Source organism: Acidobacterium sp. FHG110202_01, assembly GCF_059115305.1.
Genome location: NZ_JBZYWJ010000008.1, coordinates 19006 through 36009, shown reverse-complemented (window position 1 = coordinate 36009; position 17004 = coordinate 19006). Strand labels below are relative to the sequence as shown.

Genomic DNA, 17004 nt, shown 5'->3' with positions numbered 1-17004 from the left:
CCCGGGCCTACTTCGCCGGCTCGTCGGTGGTGACAGAGGCGATCGCACTCTTCACGACTTCAATCTTAATGTTGTCCGGTGGCACGCGGAGCTGGATGGCGTCTTCTTTCAAGGAAAGGATCACGCCACGAATACCGCCCGTCGTGGTGACTTTGTCGCCAGGCTTCAGGCTGCTGAGCATTTGCTGCCACTGTTTTTGTTTGCTCTGCTGCGGACGGATCAGCAATAGATAAAAGACCGCGATAATGGCGACAAAGGGCAGAAACGAAACCACGCCCGGCGGAATTGCGGCCAGCAAGAGAGTCGATGTCAACGTGCAATCCTTTTCTTGAACCCGCTTCCAGGCGCAACCTTCCACGCCACGGCAACAGGCAATTCATTTGTATCCAAGGAAGGGAATTATGAGCAGCGCGAGTTGAGCAGCTGCTTCCTCCAGGAACACGAGGCCTATTTCCAGCCAGCCCGCAAAACACCGCGCCCCACAGTGACAGGCGCGTCTATACAGACCAGAAATGCCGGAAGAGTCCTGGCTGATAGCTTTTCAGCCCAGGATGGATTATGTCAAGGCTGGATCGAACCATCCGGCCTTATGCTGCTAGCATGCGCCCCTTGTGGACCCCATGCCTTCTGTTCACCCTTGCTGCCCTGCCTGCCCTTAGCCAGACGCCCGGCCCGATTCATCGTCTCGACGGCACAACTATTTCCGGTGCCGCAGCAAAGGCCATCGCCGCAGAAGAGCTCAAGATGAACCATGTCACCGGAGCGCAGTTAGCCATCCTCAACAGTGGCCGCGTCGTCTGGACTTATGCATTCGGCCTTCGCAATGTTGAAAAGCAACTGCCTATGACAGAAAACACCAACCTCTGGGCAGCCTCGATCACCAAAAGCGTCTTCGCCACCTGGGTTATGCGTCTCGTGGAGCAGCGCCGCATCGACCTCGACCAGCCCATCGCGCAAATGCTCCCCAGGCCACTCAACGAATATCCAGCCTATCGCGAAGCAGCAGCCGACCTCGTGCGCGATCCCCGTTGGCAGCGTGTTACGCCGCGCATGATGCTCACGCACTCCTCCGGCCTGGCTAACCTGATCTCCCTTGAGGAGGACAAGAAGCTCCACTTGCATTTCCCGCCGGGAACGCGTTACGCCTACTCCGGGGCTGGACTGAACATCCTGCAGCTCGCCATCGAAGAGAAGCTGCATCTGGAGCTGGGCGCCGCCATGCAGCAGGATATTTTTGCACCACTCGGAATGACTCAGACCGGCATGGTGTGGCGTCCATCATTCGATGAGAACGCCGCTCTGCGCTACGACGCCAGCGGCAAGTTCATCGCCGCGACACATCGCGTAGCTGCTTTCGGAGCAGGCTCGATGACCACCAGCGTCCATGATCTTTCCTTGTTTCTCGAAGCCTTCCTCGCCGACAAGCTCATCAAGCCGTCAACCAAAGCGCAGATGCTCTCCTCGCAGATCGCCATTCACTCCGCGCATGAGTTTCCATCGCTTGACCCCGCAATTGGTTCCGATGGCGAGAAGGTTGGGCTGTCTTATGGCCTGGGATGGGGACTCCTGACGCAAACCCTTTACGGTCCTGCGTTCTTCAAGGAAGGCCACGGCGATGGCGCGGAAAACTACCTCATCTGCTTCACGCGCGGCAAAACATGCATGGTCCTGCTTACCAACAGCGATAACGGCGAGCTGGCCTTCCGTCCGCTTCTTGAAAAATTGATCGGCGACGACGTCACGCCCTGGGAGTGGGAAAGCTACACGCGCGAAGCCATCCTGCGCAATGAAGAGCACACTCGCCCACAGTGAAAACGCCGGAGCGAAATGCTCCGGCGTAGCTCAATGGAAGCAGTTGGCAATGAGGGCTACCGCGGAGAAGCGGCCGCGGCTGCGACGACCGAGGCGATGACCCCGGTAGCAACAGCAGCCATGACATAGTTGCCGTCTACCTCGCGCCACTCATAACCGCGCGGAGGCCTGCGGAGACGATAGCGACGGTAGTCGACTCGCTGACCCCGGCCCCAGTCATTCTGTTGCATCCTGTATCCCTTTTTCCATTCCTGGTGGCGAACATAACCCGGAGGAGGGCCCCCACGCCCAGGGGGAGGGCCTTGCGGACTCAGCGCAAAACCAGCACTTCCAGGAATAAGCGTTGAAGCGAGCATAGAGAGAGCCAGGGCTCTCCGAAGATAGTTCATGAATCCTCCTGCGTCTTGGATGTGAGATCGAATAAGGAACGTTGTTTCACCGGAACTTTCTTCGCCGGAATTCATCTTGCAGCAAACATGCGTACCCTGTCTATCATCCTCACCTGCAAAAGTTTATTTCCGTTGAACCATCTTCTTTTACTGGATGGAATTGCCTGATAAATGTGCCGCGACCCTTTTCTCGAACTACGTAGCCTTCCAGGCGCAGCTCGTAAAAAGCCTGCCTGACAGTCGCACGGCTCACCCTCAGGGCCTCAGAAAACTGTGCTTCCGATGGAATCACATCTCCCCTGGACAATTGTCCTTCTTCGATCTTGTTCATGAGCCAGTTCTTGATCTGCTGGTAGAGAGGAACAAAGCTTGTGCGATCCATCCTGCAATCTATCGATAAGCTTTCCTTGCCTCTACTCGAAGAACGCGCCATCTTTTCTCCTTGAACCTTTGCCGCCATTTTCATTCACCACGCACTGCAAGCATGGGATCCGTCATAGACGCGCGCCGCGCCGGCAACAGCGAGGCTGCAAGCGCCAGCAGCAGCATGGCGGATGCAGAAATGCCGAGCACCACAGGATCAAATGGGCTCACTCCGAACAGAAAAGACCGCAGAAGATGGGATACAGCTGCTGCTCCAAGCAGCCCAAGAATGCAACCAGCAGCCGCCAGCTTTGCTCCGGAGGCGAGCACCAGTTGAAGGATTCGCGTGCGCTGGCAGCCCAGCGCCATGCGAATCGCCATCTCCTGTTCGCGGGTCGCAACCGTGAACGCAATGACGCTGTATATCCCCAGGACACCCAGCAGTACAGCCACTATGGCAAAGGATGAGATGAGCGCCGTGTTGAATCGTCGTGGAGCTTCACTGTCTGACACAGTCTGCTCCAGCGTCTGCATCTGGTGAAGCACCAGCTGCGGGTCGATCTTCTGCACCACGGCACGCATTGCATTTTCCATTCGCTCAGGAGGAACGTTCGCGCGCAGCACAATCCATCCGTAATATCCCATCAGCTCTCCCGTTGAGGCCAGCACGCCTTCTGAGGCGACAATCTGAGTTGCCGGCTGATAGAACTGCTCCGCGGTCCTGCCATCGGCAGAGCCCAGCTTCACATCGCCGACTTCGCCCACAACCGTCAACCACGGCGTTGACGTTTCCGGCATGCCCCGGCGCAGGCGCTTGCCGATCGGATTCTCGCCCGGCCAGTAGTGCTCCGCCAGTTTGCGGTTCACGATCACCACCAGTGGAGAATCTGCCTTGTCGGCTTCCGTGAACAGCCGGCCATGCAGCAGGCGAATGCCCAGAGCCTGAAAGACATCCCCCTCGACCTGCGATGGCGCCGCCATGTGCAGGCCTGCGCCTTTGGGTGAGATATAGCCTTCCGGGATAATCGAAACGCCAAAGCTGTCTCCGGCAGCAGGCAGTATGGAGGTAATGCCGGCCGATGCCACTCCGGGCAATTGCCGCAAACCATCGAGCAATCTTTGATCGAATGTGTCAATCAGTGATTGAGTCGTATACTGCTTCTCTGGCAGGACGTAGAACGCGGCCAGCGTATGATCAGGCAGAAAACCCACATCGACCAAACGCATCTTCTCAAAACTGCGCAACAACAGGCCGGAGGCAGTCAGCAGCACCAGGGCAACCGCAATCTCTCCTATGACGAGCGCCGAGCGCAGACGCGTATGGCCGCTGCCTGAGCTTCCTGTGCGTCCGCCTTCTTTAAGCGTCTCGTTGACGCTTGTCCGGATCGCGGCGAACGCCGGCGCCAGCCCACAAATGAAGCCTGTGAACAATGCCAGTCCCAGAGCGAAGCTCACCACCGGCCAGTCAAGGCTGATCTCGCGGATGCGAGGCAGCGTCTCCGGCAGCAGACTTATTCCCACTCGCAGCGCGATGCCGGCCAATGCCAGTCCTACAGTGCCTCCGGCAATGCTCAGAATCATGCTTTCAATCACGGCCTGGCGCAGCAGCATTGCCGCACGCGCGCCGAGGGCAAGGCGGACTGCAATCTCTCTTCGTCTGCGAATGGAGCGCACCAGCAGAAGGCCGGCCAGGTTCGCGCAGGCAATCAGCAGTACCACGATCACGGCAAAGAAAAGCGTGCGCACCAGCGGACGCGCCTGGTCGACCGTGTCTTCTTGCAGCCCCTTTACAACCGCGTGAATCCGCAGGCTGCTCATGTAGGCCGGATAGCTCTTCATTGTCTCCACGGCCACCCGCTGCGCATCGCTCTGCGCCTGCTCCGGCGTAATGCCGGGCTTCAGACGGCCGAGCATCCGCTGGTTCCACGACGCCGCAGCGCCCGCCAGGAACTCCCACGGTTCAGGGCTCAACGGAACCCAGAGCTCGCTCTTGTTCACGTGGCCAGGTATGAGGGGGAATTCAAAACCGCGCGGCATAACACCGATGACAACGTATGGCTTCCGGTCAAGAAGAATCTTGGAACCCAGAATCTTCGCGTCGCCGTGAAAGCGGCTTCGCCACAAACCGTAACTGAGCACAGCCAGCGGCTGATGTTGATCGTCCTCCTGCTGCGTGAATACCCGCCCCAATAGCGGCGCAACTCCCAGCGCAGAGAAAACCTCTCCACTCATGCGCGACGCATCCACAGCCAGCGGCTCGCCACTGCCCGACAGCTCGAAGCCGGTTCCTTGATAGCCTCCCAGGTGAGTAAAGCTGTGCGTATCGCGCATGTAGTTGCGAATATCCTGGGCAGTGACCCGGGACGCGCAGGGAGTACAATTTTCACCTTCCAGAACATCGCCCAGCGTGACCAGGCGGCTGGGATCAGGAAACGGCAATGGACGCAGCAGAACTCCTTCGACAATCGAAAAAATTGCAGTCGTCGCGCCGATTCCCAACGCCAGCATCAGCACTGCAGTCAGCGTGAACCCCGGAGTTTTGCGCAATTGTCGCAGGGTATAGCGAACATCCTGCGCAGTCTGCGCCAGCCCCGGATAGGAGCGCTCATTGCGATGCAGCTGCTTCGCCTGCTCGACGCCGCCATAGGCGCGTCTGGCGGCTCTGCGCGCTTCATCAGGGCTCATGCCTTTGCCCCGGAATTCATCCTCGAGCAATGCAAGATGAGCGGCAATCTCCCGTTCGAGCTCGGCTTCCGTCTTCTCATTGGTAAAGAGGCTGAATACTCTCAGAAAAAGGCGTCGCAGATATTTCATGTCTAGGACTCCTCAAGCAAAAGCCGTTCCACCAGGCCTGCCATCTTTCTCCAGCGCTCGGTCTCCTCGCCCAGGGCTTTCTGCCCCGCTTTCGTGATGGCGTAATACTTTGCTTCGCGATTGTTCTCGGTTTTTCCCCAGTTACCCTTGATCCATCCGTACTGTTCCAACCTGACCAGCGCCGGATAAAGCGTGCCCTGATTGAGATTGAGGAGGCTGTCGGAAATCTGCTGGAGCCGCGTAGCAATCTGATAGGCATGTTGCGCCCCCATCATGGAAAGCGTCCGCAGCACAATGAGATCGAGCGTGCCCTGCAGCAGCTGGATTGGTTCTTTTTCTTTACTAGACATTCAAGTGAAATCCCTTGCCTAGCAGCATCACCCTGAATTCACTTGTTTGTCAAGTGGAAGTGTTTTTCTGCCAGAACTAAAGTGCGGCTACGCAGCGAACAAGGTACAGTGAACCGTGTGTGCGGATAAACAACGGATAGAGCGCTGATGACCCATCATCTCCCTCTGATCACCACCATAGCCTCGGCCCTGGCGCTGGCTCTCGTGTTCGGCTTCCTGGCGGCCCGTATCCGGCTGCCTGCCCTGGTCGGCTATCTTCTGGCCGGCGTCATGATCGGCCCGTTCAGTCCGGGCTTCGTGGCCGATGTGAACCTGGCCCATGAATTGTCAGAGATCGGCGTCATGCTGCTGATGTTCGGCGTCGGACTGCACTTCTCTCTCAAAGACCTGCTGGAAGTGCGCAAGATCGCCTTGCCGGGAGCAATGTTGCAGATCGCCGTCGCCACTGCGCTCGGCGCATGCGTTGCATTCCTTTGGGGCTGGGGAACAGGTGCAGCTCTCATATTCGGGCTGGCCCTGTCCGTAGCAAGCACCGTGGTGCTGCTGCGCACCCTGGAAGCACATGGCGTGCTGAACTCGACAAACGGACACATCGCCGTTGGCTGGTTGATTGTCGAAGACCTGGCGATGGTGCTGGTCTTGGTGCTGCTGCCGCTGGTGTCGCCGTGGCTGGGCGGAGGTGGATCGGCGGAGGGCGGAAAGCTGTGGAGCACCCTGGGGCTCACACTGCTGAAATTGACCGCATTCATCGCGTTGATGCTGGTCGTCGGGCGCCGCGTCTTTCCCAAACTGCTGTGGCAGGTAACCAGGACCGGCTCGCGCGAACTCTTCACCTTGTGCGTGGTGGCCGCCGCCGTCAGCATCGCCTACGGAGCGGCTGAGTTGTTCGGCGTCTCCTTCGCATTAGGAGCTTTCTTCGCCGGAATGGTCATGCGGGAATCCGAATTCGGTCATCGCGCCGCCGAGGAATCACTCCCGCTCCGCGAAGCATTCGCAGTATTGTTCTTCGTCTCGATGGGGATGCTGTTTGACCCGAAAGTGCTGGTGAAGATGCCGCTCGAGGTACTGATTGTGGTCGGTATCATCGTTGTGGGCAAATCGGTAGCCGCTGCCGCTCTGGTGCTTCTTTTTCGCTATCCGCTGAATACGGCTCTGACTGTGTCGGCCAGCCTCGCACAGATCGGTGAGTTCTCGTTCATTCTCGCGGGACTCGGCGTAAACCTGAAGCTGCTGTCGCCGGAAGGGCAGAGCCTGATCCTGGCCGGAGCGTTGATTTCCATCGCTCTCAATCCTCTGATCTTTGCGAGCGTGCAGCCGCTGCAGGTGTGGCTCCGGTCGCGTTCGCGGCTCGCGCAAATGCTTGAGCTGCCTTCCGACCCTCTGGCGGCGCTTCCAGCAGCAACGGATACAAATCGCTTGTCGAGCCATATAGTCCTGGTAGGTTATGGGCGCGTCGGGCGGCGCATCGGCGAGGCGCTTGCCGAAAGAGGCATCTCTTACGTCGTTGTAGAGCAGAATCGCGAGGTGGTGGAGCGGCTGCGAGCCAAGGACATTCCGGCTATCGCAGGAGACGCGTCAGATCCGGCAGTACTGGCTCAGACACATATCGCTGGCGCCCGCATGCTGGTGATCGCCACACCCGATACGTTTGACGTGAGGCAGATGATCAAAAGCGCCCGCACACTCCATCCCGGAATTGAAACCGTCGTTCGCACGCACAATGAGGAAGAGGCCGGACTGCTCGAGAAGGAAGTGGCAGAGAAGGTCTTTCTGGGAGAGCAGGAACTGGCCACCGGCATGAGCCGCCATGTTCTCGACCGATACCAGAACGCGCTGTAAGCCTTAATAACCCCCTCTCCGGAACACAATCCTGAACAGCATGTGCCCTCTGGCCAGACAGTAGGCAGTTGACTACGACCACAACAGTCTTATATTAATAAGGACTGAATTAGTCGTATATCTACGCGCTGTCACTGCACAGGCAATCAAGGCATTGCGTGCCTTGGAAATTCTGACAATTAAGGAAGTCTTCATGGATTTACAGCAGTCTCCGCCCACAGTTTCTTTGCGGGTTCTCCAGATTGGCCTGTTCACGCTCCTTCTTTCTTTAGGAACAGCCAGCTATACCTGGGCTCAGGATGGAAAGGCGGACAGCCCATCCGGCGATACCCCGGTCTCGGAAAACATGGCTGCCTCCTGCACCCCGACGGATGGCCCAGTCAGGAAACTCTCGGGGGTAGTGACTGACCAGACCGGAGCAGGCATCGCCCAGGCTCAGGTCACGCTGACGTGCGGAAGCTTTCACGCGACGGCAACGACGGATGCCGCAGGCACTTATTCGCTGGCTGCGCCTGTGGGCAGCTATCAGCTGATTATCGAGGCGGCGAACTTCGGCAGCATGAGCGAGGAAGTCACCGTGACGGATGCCGAATCGGGCACGGTAGTAAATCCTGTGCTGCGGCTCGGGCAGGTAAAGAATACGGTCACGGTTACGGCGGGAAATGAGTATGCCACAACAGTTAGCAGCGGCGGCACCAAGACCGAGCTGCCGCTCAATGAAGTTCCGCAATCAATCACGGTTGTAAACCGCGACCTGATGAATTCGCAGGATGTGGTGAAGCTCGACGATGCGCTCAAGAATGTAGCTGGCGTGATGCCGGGCGGCTACTACGATGGCTGGGACTATTACCGCATCCGCGGCTTCGATGCTTCGTTCAACACTTATATCGATGGCCTGCGCGGCGGCAACGGCATGATGGAAGAGACCTGGGGCCTCGAGTCAGTCGAGGTGCTGAAGGGGCCTTCGTCAGCGCTCTATGGACAGAGTGTTCTGGGCGGCCTGATCAACATCGTCACGCGCAAGCCTGTGCCTGAGAGCTTTGCCCATGTGCAGGTGACAGCAGGCTCATTTAATTTTGTCGATCCCGCGATCGATGTCGGTGGATCGCTGAACTCCTCGCACACCGTATATGCGCGCCTCGCTGCTCTCTATCACAAGGCGGATACGTTTGTGGACTACACGTACCGGCACCGCTACTACCTTGCGCCGTCGCTCACATGGCGTCCTGACCCATCTACTTCATTAACGCTGATCGGGCGCGTACAGCGCGACAACGGCCGCCAGGGCATGCCGCTGCCGGCAGTTGGCACGGTGCTGCCCGATCCCAACGGCGTGTTGCCGATCAGCACATACAACGGCGAGCTCGAGGCCAATGCCAACCAGTTGGCCCAGGCTACCCAGCAGATCGGCTACCAGTTCCGCCACGACTTCGGCGAACATCTGGCGATGCGCCAGAATGCGCGCATTGCCTGGTATCAGCAGGACTGGAACCGCATCTACTACCCGGGCTTTCTCGGCGCCGATCAGCGCACGCTCTATCGCTATCCGCTGAACTGGCATGGCCCGTGGCAGGATCATGCAATCGACACCAGTTTGCAGGGCCACGGCAGCTTCTGGAAGATGGAACACGATGCTCTGCTCGGTGTCGACTTCTTCCGCGAGCGGTCCAGCTCGCAGGGCTACTCAATCGATTTCTCTGACACATCGCGATATGAGCCTCTGGATCTGTACGCTCCCGTCTATGGCGCGAACCCGGTGCGTCCGCTTGCGCTTTACACCAGCAGCAATACAGTGACGCAGTACCTCGGCATTTACCTGCAGGACCATATCCGGCTGCCGGCGCGCTTCACTGTTACAGCCGGCGGACGCGTGGACTTTGCCAAGAACGAAAACAAGGGCTCGGCGAATCAGAATGGAACGGGGCTGACGCCGCGCCTCGGCGTTACCTGGCAGGCGGTTCCGTCGACCAGCCTCTATGCAAGCTTCAGCAAGTCGTTCACGCCGCAGTCCGGCCAGGTTTTCGATGGCTCAACCAGCGGAACCTACATCGCGCCGGAACGCGGCCAGCAGTGGGAGGGCGGCGTGAAGTCTTCGTTCTGGGGAGGAAAAGCGCTGGCCACCGTCGCCGTCTTCCAGCTCGACCGCAACAATGTCGCCACGACTGATCCGTCGCATCCGAACTTCTACCTGGTAACCGGTCAGCAGCGCAGCCGCGGCGTGGAATTTGAAGCGACGCTGCATCCGGTCATGGGCTGGAATGTGACTACGGCATACTCTTACATCAATGCCGAAGTCATACACGATACGACGCTCGCTGCGGGCACGCCAACGCTCAATGCTCCGAAGAACATCTTCAACGTCTGGTCAACGTATGAAATCCCACGTGGCGTTGTACACGGCCTTGCTTTTGGCATTGGCGGACGCCACTATACCGACCAGTCCGGCGACCTGGCCAATAGCTTCCAGCTGCCCGGATACGGCCTTGTCGATGCATCGGCCACCTACCATCGGGGACCGGCGCAGTGGCAGGTCAACGTCAACAACCTCACAAACGAGCGCTACTATAGCGGCTCGTACAACAACCTCTATGTGAAGCCGGGAGAACCCCGCGTCATCCGCGGCACCGTTTCCTGGAACTTCTGATGCTGCGTACGCTTCTCCATCATCCGCGAAAGCTCTGGCTGCGCCGGGCGCTGTTCCAGGTCCATCTCTGGCTGGGCGTCCTGCTTTCGCTGTATGTCATGATCATCGGCCTCAGCGGATCGATACTCGTTTTTCAGGATGAGATTCGGCAGGCCTCCATGCAGCGTGTGCCTTTCGATGAAGCGCATGTCGCTCCAATCGGCACAGTCATCGAGCATGCGCGGAGCAGCTTTCCGGCATTGCGGCTTACATTCATTTCGCCGCCGCAGAAGCCGAATCCGTGGTGGGTATTCTACCTCGAAGACCCACACGGCAGAGACCAGACAGTCTACGCCGATGCCGTTTCGGGAGCGCCGCTGACGGAGCAGGGAAAGCTATTCATCGATTTTGTGCTCGATCTGCATGTGAACCTGCTGATGGGCAGGACCGGCTTTATCGTGAACTGCGCCGCGGGCATCGGACTGCTCGTGCTGGCCATCAGCGGCACAGTGCTGTGGTGGCCGGGCGTAAAGCTGTGGACGCGCCGACTTTTCGTGTCACTGCGGCATGGATGGAAGAGGATCAACTATGACCTGCACAACGCTGTCGGTATCTGGACACTTTTTATCGTCAGCTGGTGGGGTATTACCGCGGTCTACTTCCTGTTTCCCGCCAGGGTGAGTGCTGTTGTCGATGCCATATCGCCGCTGGTGGGCATGAAGCAACCGCAGCCTGTCGATCCGCCCCCGAGCCAGGCAGTCGCGCGGCTCGAGGACATTCTCGCCAATTTGAAGACAATTTCACCGGGCTATGTCAGCAGCATCGGATTGCCGGACAAACCGGGCGGCAAAGTAACGGTCTATATCGATCGCTTCAGTCCAGGTGACTTCTCGCATCGCGATATCGACACGTTCGACGGGCATACCGGAAAGTTGCTTACCGTGTGGCACTACGGCGAAAACAAGTCGCGGGGCGACTGGTTCCTGTGGCTGATGTATCCGCTGCACTTTGGCACATTATGGGGAATGCCGGTAAAGGTGCTGTGGGCGCTATTGGGGCTGAGCCTGCCGGTTTTGAGCGTTACCGGATTGCTCATGTACTGGAACCGGTACCTGCACAAACGGTGGCGTGCGCTGCATTAGCATGCAATGTCATCCCGGAAGGGTCTCAGTACGTTTGCGGTCGTCGATGTTCTCGACCAGGCCATACCAGGCCTGGATCTCGCCATTGTCCCCGCGGTGCGCTGAGGCCCGCGCATGCATCCTGCCCCACGAACCGTCTGCTTTGCGGGCGCGGAATTCCGCTTCGAATGGCTCTCCCGTGTGAAGAGACGCAGCCCACTTCCGGCTTGTAGGTCCAAGGTCATCCGGATGAAGGAGGCTCTGCCAGCTGTCGCTCAGATGCTTGTTCATCCCGACTCCAGTCATTCCTTCCGGCCCCACCCACACGATATTTCCCTCCGGATCGGCCTTGAAGGGATAGTTCGCATTCAGCTCGATGCTGCGGCGGTAATCGTCTTTGTCACGCTCAGCCTGCTCCAGTTGCTTGCGCGAAGTAATATTCATCACCGCGACAGAAATGCCCGTAACTTCGCCGGCCTCATCACGGACCGGCTGAAGAGAGACCAGCAGTGTGTCTGTCCCCATCGGCGAGCCGGGTTTTTCAGTATGGAACTCCAGTTCGGAAATAGCTTCTCCGTTGAGCACTCGTTTCAGGTAAGGCTCTGCCTGCAGGAAAAGCGCCGGATTCACCTCCTTGAGTGTCTTGCCCATGCGCGGCGGAAAGGGCGCCCGGACCATCTCCACCAGCCGCTGGTTCAGGCTCACGTATCGGAACTCCGGGTCAAGAAAACACAGGCCGACAGGCGCTCCATCGTAGATCGCCTGAAGCTGCGCCAGGCGTACTGCCGGAGAAGCCTCCAGATGAAAAGCCATGTCCCGGCCCAGCAATGTGGAACCCGCCGATGGCCCCAGCGTTCCCTTCGCCATGATCGCCGGCACATCATCCGCAGGCGCGGGCTTTCCATACAGGTAACCCTGCCCTAATTCGCACCCCAGAAAGAACAGCATGTCGGCATGTTCTTTGGTCTCGATCCCCTCTGCCACCGTCTTCAGGCCCAGGCTGTTTCCCAGACCTACAATCGCCGCGACGATCTTCCGGCTTTCCTTCCGCTCTGTCATCGACTGGACAAAATTCTGGTCTATCTTGATCTCATCCAGTGGCAGCGAATTCAGCCGCTGCAGCGTGGAATAGCCGGTGCCGAAATCATCGAGCGCGATCCTCACTTTGTGGCGCTTGAGCTCTTCGGCAATGGCAATTGCTGTTTCCAGATTGTCGAGAAAGGACGTTTCCGTAATCTCGACTATCAGCTGGTCCAGAGGAAAACCAGTCTTCTCAGCGGCTTCAAAGATTTTCTCCGCGACCTCGCGGTCCCGCATCTGCGTAGGCGCGACATTGATGGATAGGGTCTTTCCCTTTGAGAACCCCGCGGAAAAGATCTGGAAGGTCTGTTCGGTGGTTAACTCGCACAGCTGCTCGATGATCCCCGCATTTTCCGCAAGATTGATGAACTGGCCAGGGGCAAGAATGCCCCGTTGCGGATGGCGCCATCGCGACAGCATCTCGAACCCCCACAGCTGTCCCGAGCGCAATTCTACAATCGGCTGGAAGTAGGGAATAATATCGCGACATTCAATGGCAATCCGCAGGTCATCCAGAGAATTGGACTCTGCATCCATTTGAGTGCATTGTAGCCTGAATCCATAAAATACAAAGCCGACGCTTTGCCAAAATAGAAACTACAAACTGTTTTCCTGTCTGTTTCCTATTGGGCATCCGGCAACTGTGCCCATAACACCGGCTGATCTTCTAAAATAGAGATTCACAATCCCAGCCATGAGCGCCCTTCGAGAGGGAATCAGGGCGAAAACACCTTCACCGGAAAAGGAAAAAGCATTGCCTCTGAATTGCGGGATCGTTGGTCTGCCCAACGTCGGAAAGAGCACCATCTTCAATGCGCTGACCTCGGCCAAGGCCCAGGCCGCAAACTATCCCTTCTGCACCATCGATCCCAACGTCGGCGTTGTCACTGTTCCTGATGAGCGCCTCGACAAGATCACCCAGTTCGTCAAGCCCAACCGCACCGTCCCCACCACCATGGAATTCGTCGACATCGCCGGCCTCGTCGCCGGAGCCAGCAAGGGCGAGGGCCTGGGCAATCAATTTCTCGGCCACATCCGCTCCACCGACGCTGTCGCCCATGTCGTCCGTTGCTTCGACGATCCCAATGTCATCCATGTCTCGGGAAAAGTCAGCCCGCTCGACGACATCGACGTCATCAACACCGAGCTGCTCCTCGCCGACCTTGAGACCATCGAGAAGCGCTTCGCCAAGGTAGAAAAGCTGGCCAAGAACTCGACTGATTCAAAAGTCAAAGCCGAAGCGTCAGCCCTCGCCAAGCTGCTTGAAGCCGTGCAGGCAGGAAAGCCCGCGCGCACCGTCGAATTCACCGACGAAGAGAAGCCCGCCGCGCGCGACCTCCAGCTCATCACGGCAAAGCCCATGCTCTACGTCGCGAATGTCGATGAAGCCGGCCTGCAATCCGGAAACGAGTGGGTCGCTGCCGTCGAAAAGCGCGCTGCGGAAGAAAACAGCCAGGTCGTGCGCATCTGCGGAGCGATGGAAGCCGAGATCGCACAGCTCGATCCGCCGGAGCGCGCCGAGTTCCTGCATGAAATGGGCCTCGAAGAGCCGGGCCTGAACCGCCTCATCCGTTCTGCTTACAAACTGCTCGACCTGATCACCTATTTCACCGCCGGAGTGCAGGAAGTCCGCGCCTGGACCATCAGCCGCGGCACCAAAGCGCCGCAGGCCGCCGGCGTCATCCATTCAGACTTCGAGAGAGGATTCATCCGCGCCGAGGCTTATCACTGCGATGATCTCTTCGCATTAGGCAGCGAGCAGGCCGTCAAGGAAAAAGGCCTCTACCGCTCCGAAGGAAAAGAATACGTCGTCCGCGACGGCGATATCCTCTTCTTCAAATTCAACGTGTAACGCAAATAAGCGCCGCAGGTCTCAAGCAGTCCTGCGGCCTCGCAGACAGTTTGCCGATCGAAAAATTAACCGATCAAATTACAAAAATTCATTTGAGCCCTTCGCAAAAGCGGACTACTATCCTCTCGCCGCACGAATCATAGCTGGTCGTCTGCTCATCCCTGGTTAACTCTGGCTCTCTCACCAGGACAGGAGAGTGTCTATGCCCCGGATAGCCCGTCTTTTTGCTGCCGTCATCTTCGTCACATCGAGCGCCGTTGCCGTTTACGCGGCTCAGTCCACCGTCATTACTCTGGCCGCCTCGCGCAATTCCGTGTACGAGGGAACTGCAGTCATGCTGACAGCAACTGTGACCTCGAATGGAGCACACGTCACTCCTGGGCAGGTCCTCTTCTGCAACGCTGCTGTCCCGCGCTGTGAAGACCAGGCAGTTCTGGGCCTGGCGCAATTGACTGCGAACGGCACTGCCGGCATCAAGCTGGTGCTCGCTCCCGGCAGGCACGACATCTATGCCGTCTTCAAAGGAACGACAACCTATTCAGGCAGCAGCACCATGCCCACAGTCCAGACCGTAGATGTAAGCGGCAAAGCGCACACCTTCGCCACAATTTCAGCAGCAGGCAGCGCCGGGGATTATTTCCTTCAGACAAACCTGACTGCTTTCGGTCCTGTCGCGCCAACAGGAACCATCTCGTATCTCGATGCCTTCGACAACCACACAATCGCAGCAGTGCCCTTGAATCCAACTTCAGCTCTTCAGCTTTCTCCGGCAACTTCATACCCGATGCCGGCCCCGCCGCCAAATACGCAGTATCAGCTGCCGGAAGCAATCGCTGTGGGTGATGTCAACGGAGATGGTGTGCTCGATCTTCTTACAGCTCGGGACTCCATTCCCTTCAGCATCTCTGATCCGAGTACACCTGAGCTCTTTGTATACTTCGGCGATCCCGTCCACCCGGGGCAATTGCTCCCGCCAATTTCGTACCTGCTCGGAGCTGCCGGTGACATCCCGACATCAGCCGCGTTGGGGGATTTCAACAGTGACGGTCTGCCTGACCTGGCGCTGACGACTCTGACCAGCGTGAACATCCTTCTCAATGACCCGGCTCATCCAGGGCACTTCCTGCCGGGCGTCATCTATCCTCTTCCATTTCCATTCACTCCTGTCTCCATTGCTGTAGCTGATTTCAATGGAGATGGCATTGCTGATCTCGTCGCAGCAGACAACGCCAGTTCTTGCGAGGGGGCTGCATGCCCGCCGGATATCCCGAACAAAGCAGGCATCCTCTTGGGAGATCCAGCGCACCCCGGGCAATTTCAACCCGCAGCGATTTACTCCACTGCGAGCGGGCAGTTTGGCAATACGCCTGACTTCGTGGTTGCTGCCGACTTCAACCATGATGGATTGCCTGACGTCGCAGTAGCACAGGAGAATGGAACCACCAATTCAGTAAGTGTGTTATTGAATGATCCCACGCATCCCGGCACGCTGCTTTCGCCCGTGGAATACCAGGTGACGACCAATTCTGTTCTTCTGTCTCTGGCGGTTGGAGATTTCAACGCGGACGGACTGCCGGATCTCGTTGTGTCCAGTGTTCCGCCTTCTCGTGACGTTCTTCCTTTCAGGCTCTCTCTCAACGTATTCCTCAGTAATAGCTCAAACCCGGGGCACCTGATTCAGTCGGGAGTGTACTCAATGAGCGCGACTGACGCGTTTGGCAATCCAGGCAGCCCTGCGGTAACCATTGGGGACTTCAATGCTGACGGAGTGCCGGATCTCGCGGCAGTTGGGAACGGCCTCGGTTTGCAAATATCTTTGGGCGATTCTGCGCACCCCGGGCAATTTCTGCCGCCGGATTCCTACGATGAGCCCGCTTCGAATCGTATCGTGGCAGGAGACTTTAATAATGATGGGTTGTCTGACGTAGCGGTGATCAATCAGCCCGGTGGCAATGCCTCAGGCGCGGCTGCGACAGTGGGCGTCATGCTGGAGCGCTTCGACCAGATAGTGACCGCCACCAATGTTAATCCCGGCAACACCAGCTTCTTCTATGGCAACTATTCGGGTGACAGCAATTACTGGGGCTATCAGTCCTGCGAAATCAGCCTGACGAACTCGCCGGCTTCGCCAAAAATCACCGGCGTCACCGTCTCAAGCATCACCGCCACTTCGGCGGCCATCAACTGGACAACAAACGTTCCCGCCTATGGCGGCGTCAATTACGGAACTACGCTCAATTTCGGCAGCAACACCCCATGGGTCAATCCTGTATCCACCACGCATTCTTTTGTTCTTACGAACCTGGCTCCCGGGACCACCTACAACTACCAGCCGTGGTCGGTGTCCTATTTCTCCGGCTGCAGCCACTGGACTGCATTCGCAAACACAGGTACATTCACAACCGCAGCACAGTGAAAACAAGGCAGAAAAGCTCAGAGGCAAGTTAGTATTTATCCAATATCTCAATCGCCCCGTAAAGATAATTTAAGTAAATTTTCACTTCCATCGTTTCCTTATCTCTGGTTATTCTTCTCGTAGCCAGAATAGGGAAGCTTTGCCTTTGATTCATGGGAACGCGGCGGCCTCACCAGTCCGCCCGTTGCTTCCACTTACGCCTCACGACTGATTTACCTTCGTTCCTTCAAATCTCTGTTCGCGCACCCATAGCATTTCCAAAAATCGCTGTATCCCGAAGCCATGCCATGCAAGTTGACGCGACCATTCAGAGAGCGGCAACCCCCGGCGCAGTTTCTCAAGGAC

12 protein-coding genes are annotated in these 17004 nt (G+C 57.7%); 6 read left to right on the top strand and 6 right to left on the bottom strand.

Going from position 1 to position 17004, the window contains the following annotated elements:
- Positions 1-7 precede the first annotated feature (7 nt).
- A complete protein-coding gene (yajC, locus tag AC5S16_RS16925) occupies positions 8-313 on the bottom strand; it encodes a preprotein translocase subunit YajC (protein ID WP_493931279.1) in 306 nt (101 codons plus the stop codon).
- Between the two features lie 245 nt (positions 314-558).
- Here yajC and AC5S16_RS16920 point away from each other — a divergent pair, with 245 nt between their 5' ends.
- The gene (locus AC5S16_RS16920) at positions 559-1812 is read left to right on the top strand and encodes a serine hydrolase domain-containing protein (protein WP_493931278.1); all 1254 of its coding nucleotides are present in this window, start codon (positions 559-561) and stop codon (positions 1810-1812) included.
- Positions 1813-1868: 56 nt separating this feature from the next.
- Here the strand turns inward: AC5S16_RS16920 and AC5S16_RS16915 are convergent, their stop codons facing one another.
- From AC5S16_RS16915 to AC5S16_RS16900, 4 genes are all read right to left on the bottom strand, one after another.
- Complete coding sequence (locus AC5S16_RS16915; protein WP_493931277.1) at positions 1869-2042, bottom strand: RcnB family protein; 174 nt, start codon at positions 2040-2042, stop codon at positions 1869-1871.
- Positions 2043-2310: 268 nt separating this feature from the next.
- Positions 2311-2661 carry a GntR family transcriptional regulator gene (locus AC5S16_RS16910; RefSeq protein ID WP_493931276.1) on the bottom strand — a complete coding sequence of 117 codons (351 nt, stop codon included), beginning with the start codon at positions 2659-2661 and terminating at the stop codon, positions 2311-2313.
- A 2-nt stretch (positions 2662-2663) separates the two neighbouring features.
- Positions 2664-5378, bottom strand: a complete 2715-nt coding sequence (locus AC5S16_RS16905; RefSeq protein WP_493931275.1) for an ABC transporter permease — start codon at positions 5376-5378, stop codon at positions 2664-2666.
- Between the two features lie 2 nt (positions 5379-5380).
- Positions 5381-5728: a PadR family transcriptional regulator gene (locus AC5S16_RS16900; protein ID WP_493931274.1), complete on the bottom strand. Its 348-nt coding sequence runs from the start codon at positions 5726-5728 to the stop codon at positions 5381-5383.
- Between the two features lie 147 nt (positions 5729-5875).
- Between AC5S16_RS16900 and AC5S16_RS16895 the strand changes: the two genes are divergently transcribed.
- The 3 genes from AC5S16_RS16895 to AC5S16_RS16885 all read left to right on the top strand — a co-directional run bounded on the left by AC5S16_RS16895 (position 5876) and on the right by AC5S16_RS16885 (position 11332).
- Positions 5876-7567 (top strand): cation:proton antiporter domain-containing protein, encoded by a 1692-nt coding sequence (locus tag AC5S16_RS16895; RefSeq protein WP_493931273.1) that lies wholly within the window; start codon positions 5876-5878, stop codon positions 7565-7567.
- A 193-nt stretch (positions 7568-7760) separates the two neighbouring features.
- On the top strand, positions 7761-10211 hold the full coding sequence (locus AC5S16_RS16890) for a TonB-dependent siderophore receptor (protein WP_493931272.1): 2451 nt from the start codon (positions 7761-7763) through the stop codon (positions 10209-10211).
- On the top strand, positions 10211-11332 hold the full coding sequence (locus AC5S16_RS16885) for a PepSY-associated TM helix domain-containing protein (RefSeq protein WP_493931271.1): 1122 nt from the start codon (positions 10211-10213) through the stop codon (positions 11330-11332). The genes AC5S16_RS16890 and AC5S16_RS16885 overlap by 1 nt, the downstream gene beginning before the upstream one ends.
- A 9-nt stretch (positions 11333-11341) precedes the next feature.
- Here AC5S16_RS16885 and AC5S16_RS16880 read toward each other — a convergent pair whose 3' ends face one another.
- On the bottom strand, positions 11342-12928 hold the full coding sequence (locus AC5S16_RS16880) for a sensor domain-containing phosphodiesterase (protein ID WP_493931270.1): 1587 nt from the start codon (positions 12926-12928) through the stop codon (positions 11342-11344).
- 217 nt (positions 12929-13145) lie between these two features.
- Here AC5S16_RS16880 and ychF point away from each other — a divergent pair, with 217 nt between their 5' ends.
- Both ychF and AC5S16_RS16870 read left to right on the top strand, forming a co-directional pair.
- Positions 13146-14243 carry a redox-regulated ATPase YchF gene (gene ychF, locus AC5S16_RS16875; RefSeq protein ID WP_493931269.1) on the top strand — a complete coding sequence of 366 codons (1098 nt, stop codon included), beginning with the start codon at positions 13146-13148 and terminating at the stop codon, positions 14241-14243.
- Between the two features lie 202 nt (positions 14244-14445).
- The gene (locus AC5S16_RS16870; RefSeq protein WP_493931268.1) at positions 14446-16659 is read left to right on the top strand and encodes an FG-GAP-like repeat-containing protein; all 2214 of its coding nucleotides are present in this window, start codon (positions 14446-14448) and stop codon (positions 16657-16659) included.
- The last annotated feature ends 345 nt before the right edge of the window (positions 16660-17004 follow it).

What these genes read in the sequence shown, in the direction of transcription:
- AC5S16_RS16890 (WP_493931272.1), top strand. Translation starts at nt 7,761, where the DNA reads ATGGATTTACAGCAGTCTCCGCCCACAGTTTCTTTGCGGGTTCTCCAG.
- AC5S16_RS16870 (WP_493931268.1), top strand. Translation starts at nt 14,446, where the DNA reads ATGCCCCGGATAGCCCGTCTTTTTGCTGCCGTCATCTTCGTCACATCG.
- AC5S16_RS16885 (WP_493931271.1), top strand. Translation starts at nt 10,211, where the DNA reads ATGCTGCGTACGCTTCTCCATCATCCGCGAAAGCTCTGGCTGCGCCGG.
- AC5S16_RS16900 (WP_493931274.1), bottom strand. Translation starts at nt 5,728, where the DNA reads ATGTCTAGTAAAGAAAAAGAACCAATCCAGCTGCTGCAGGGCACGCTC.
- AC5S16_RS16920 (WP_493931278.1), top strand. Translation starts at nt 559, where the DNA reads ATGTCAAGGCTGGATCGAACCATCCGGCCTTATGCTGCTAGCATGCGC.
- AC5S16_RS16910 (WP_493931276.1), bottom strand. Translation starts at nt 2,661, where the DNA reads ATGGCGGCAAAGGTTCAAGGAGAAAAGATGGCGCGTTCTTCGAGTAGA.
- AC5S16_RS16905 (WP_493931275.1), bottom strand. Translation starts at nt 5,378, where the DNA reads ATGAAATATCTGCGACGCCTTTTTCTGAGAGTATTCAGCCTCTTTACC.
- AC5S16_RS16880 (WP_493931270.1), bottom strand. Translation starts at nt 12,928, where the DNA reads ATGGATGCAGAGTCCAATTCTCTGGATGACCTGCGGATTGCCATTGAA.
- AC5S16_RS16915 (WP_493931277.1), bottom strand. Translation starts at nt 2,042, where the DNA reads ATGCAACAGAATGACTGGGGCCGGGGTCAGCGAGTCGACTACCGTCGC.
- AC5S16_RS16895 (WP_493931273.1), top strand. Translation starts at nt 5,876, where the DNA reads ATGACCCATCATCTCCCTCTGATCACCACCATAGCCTCGGCCCTGGCG.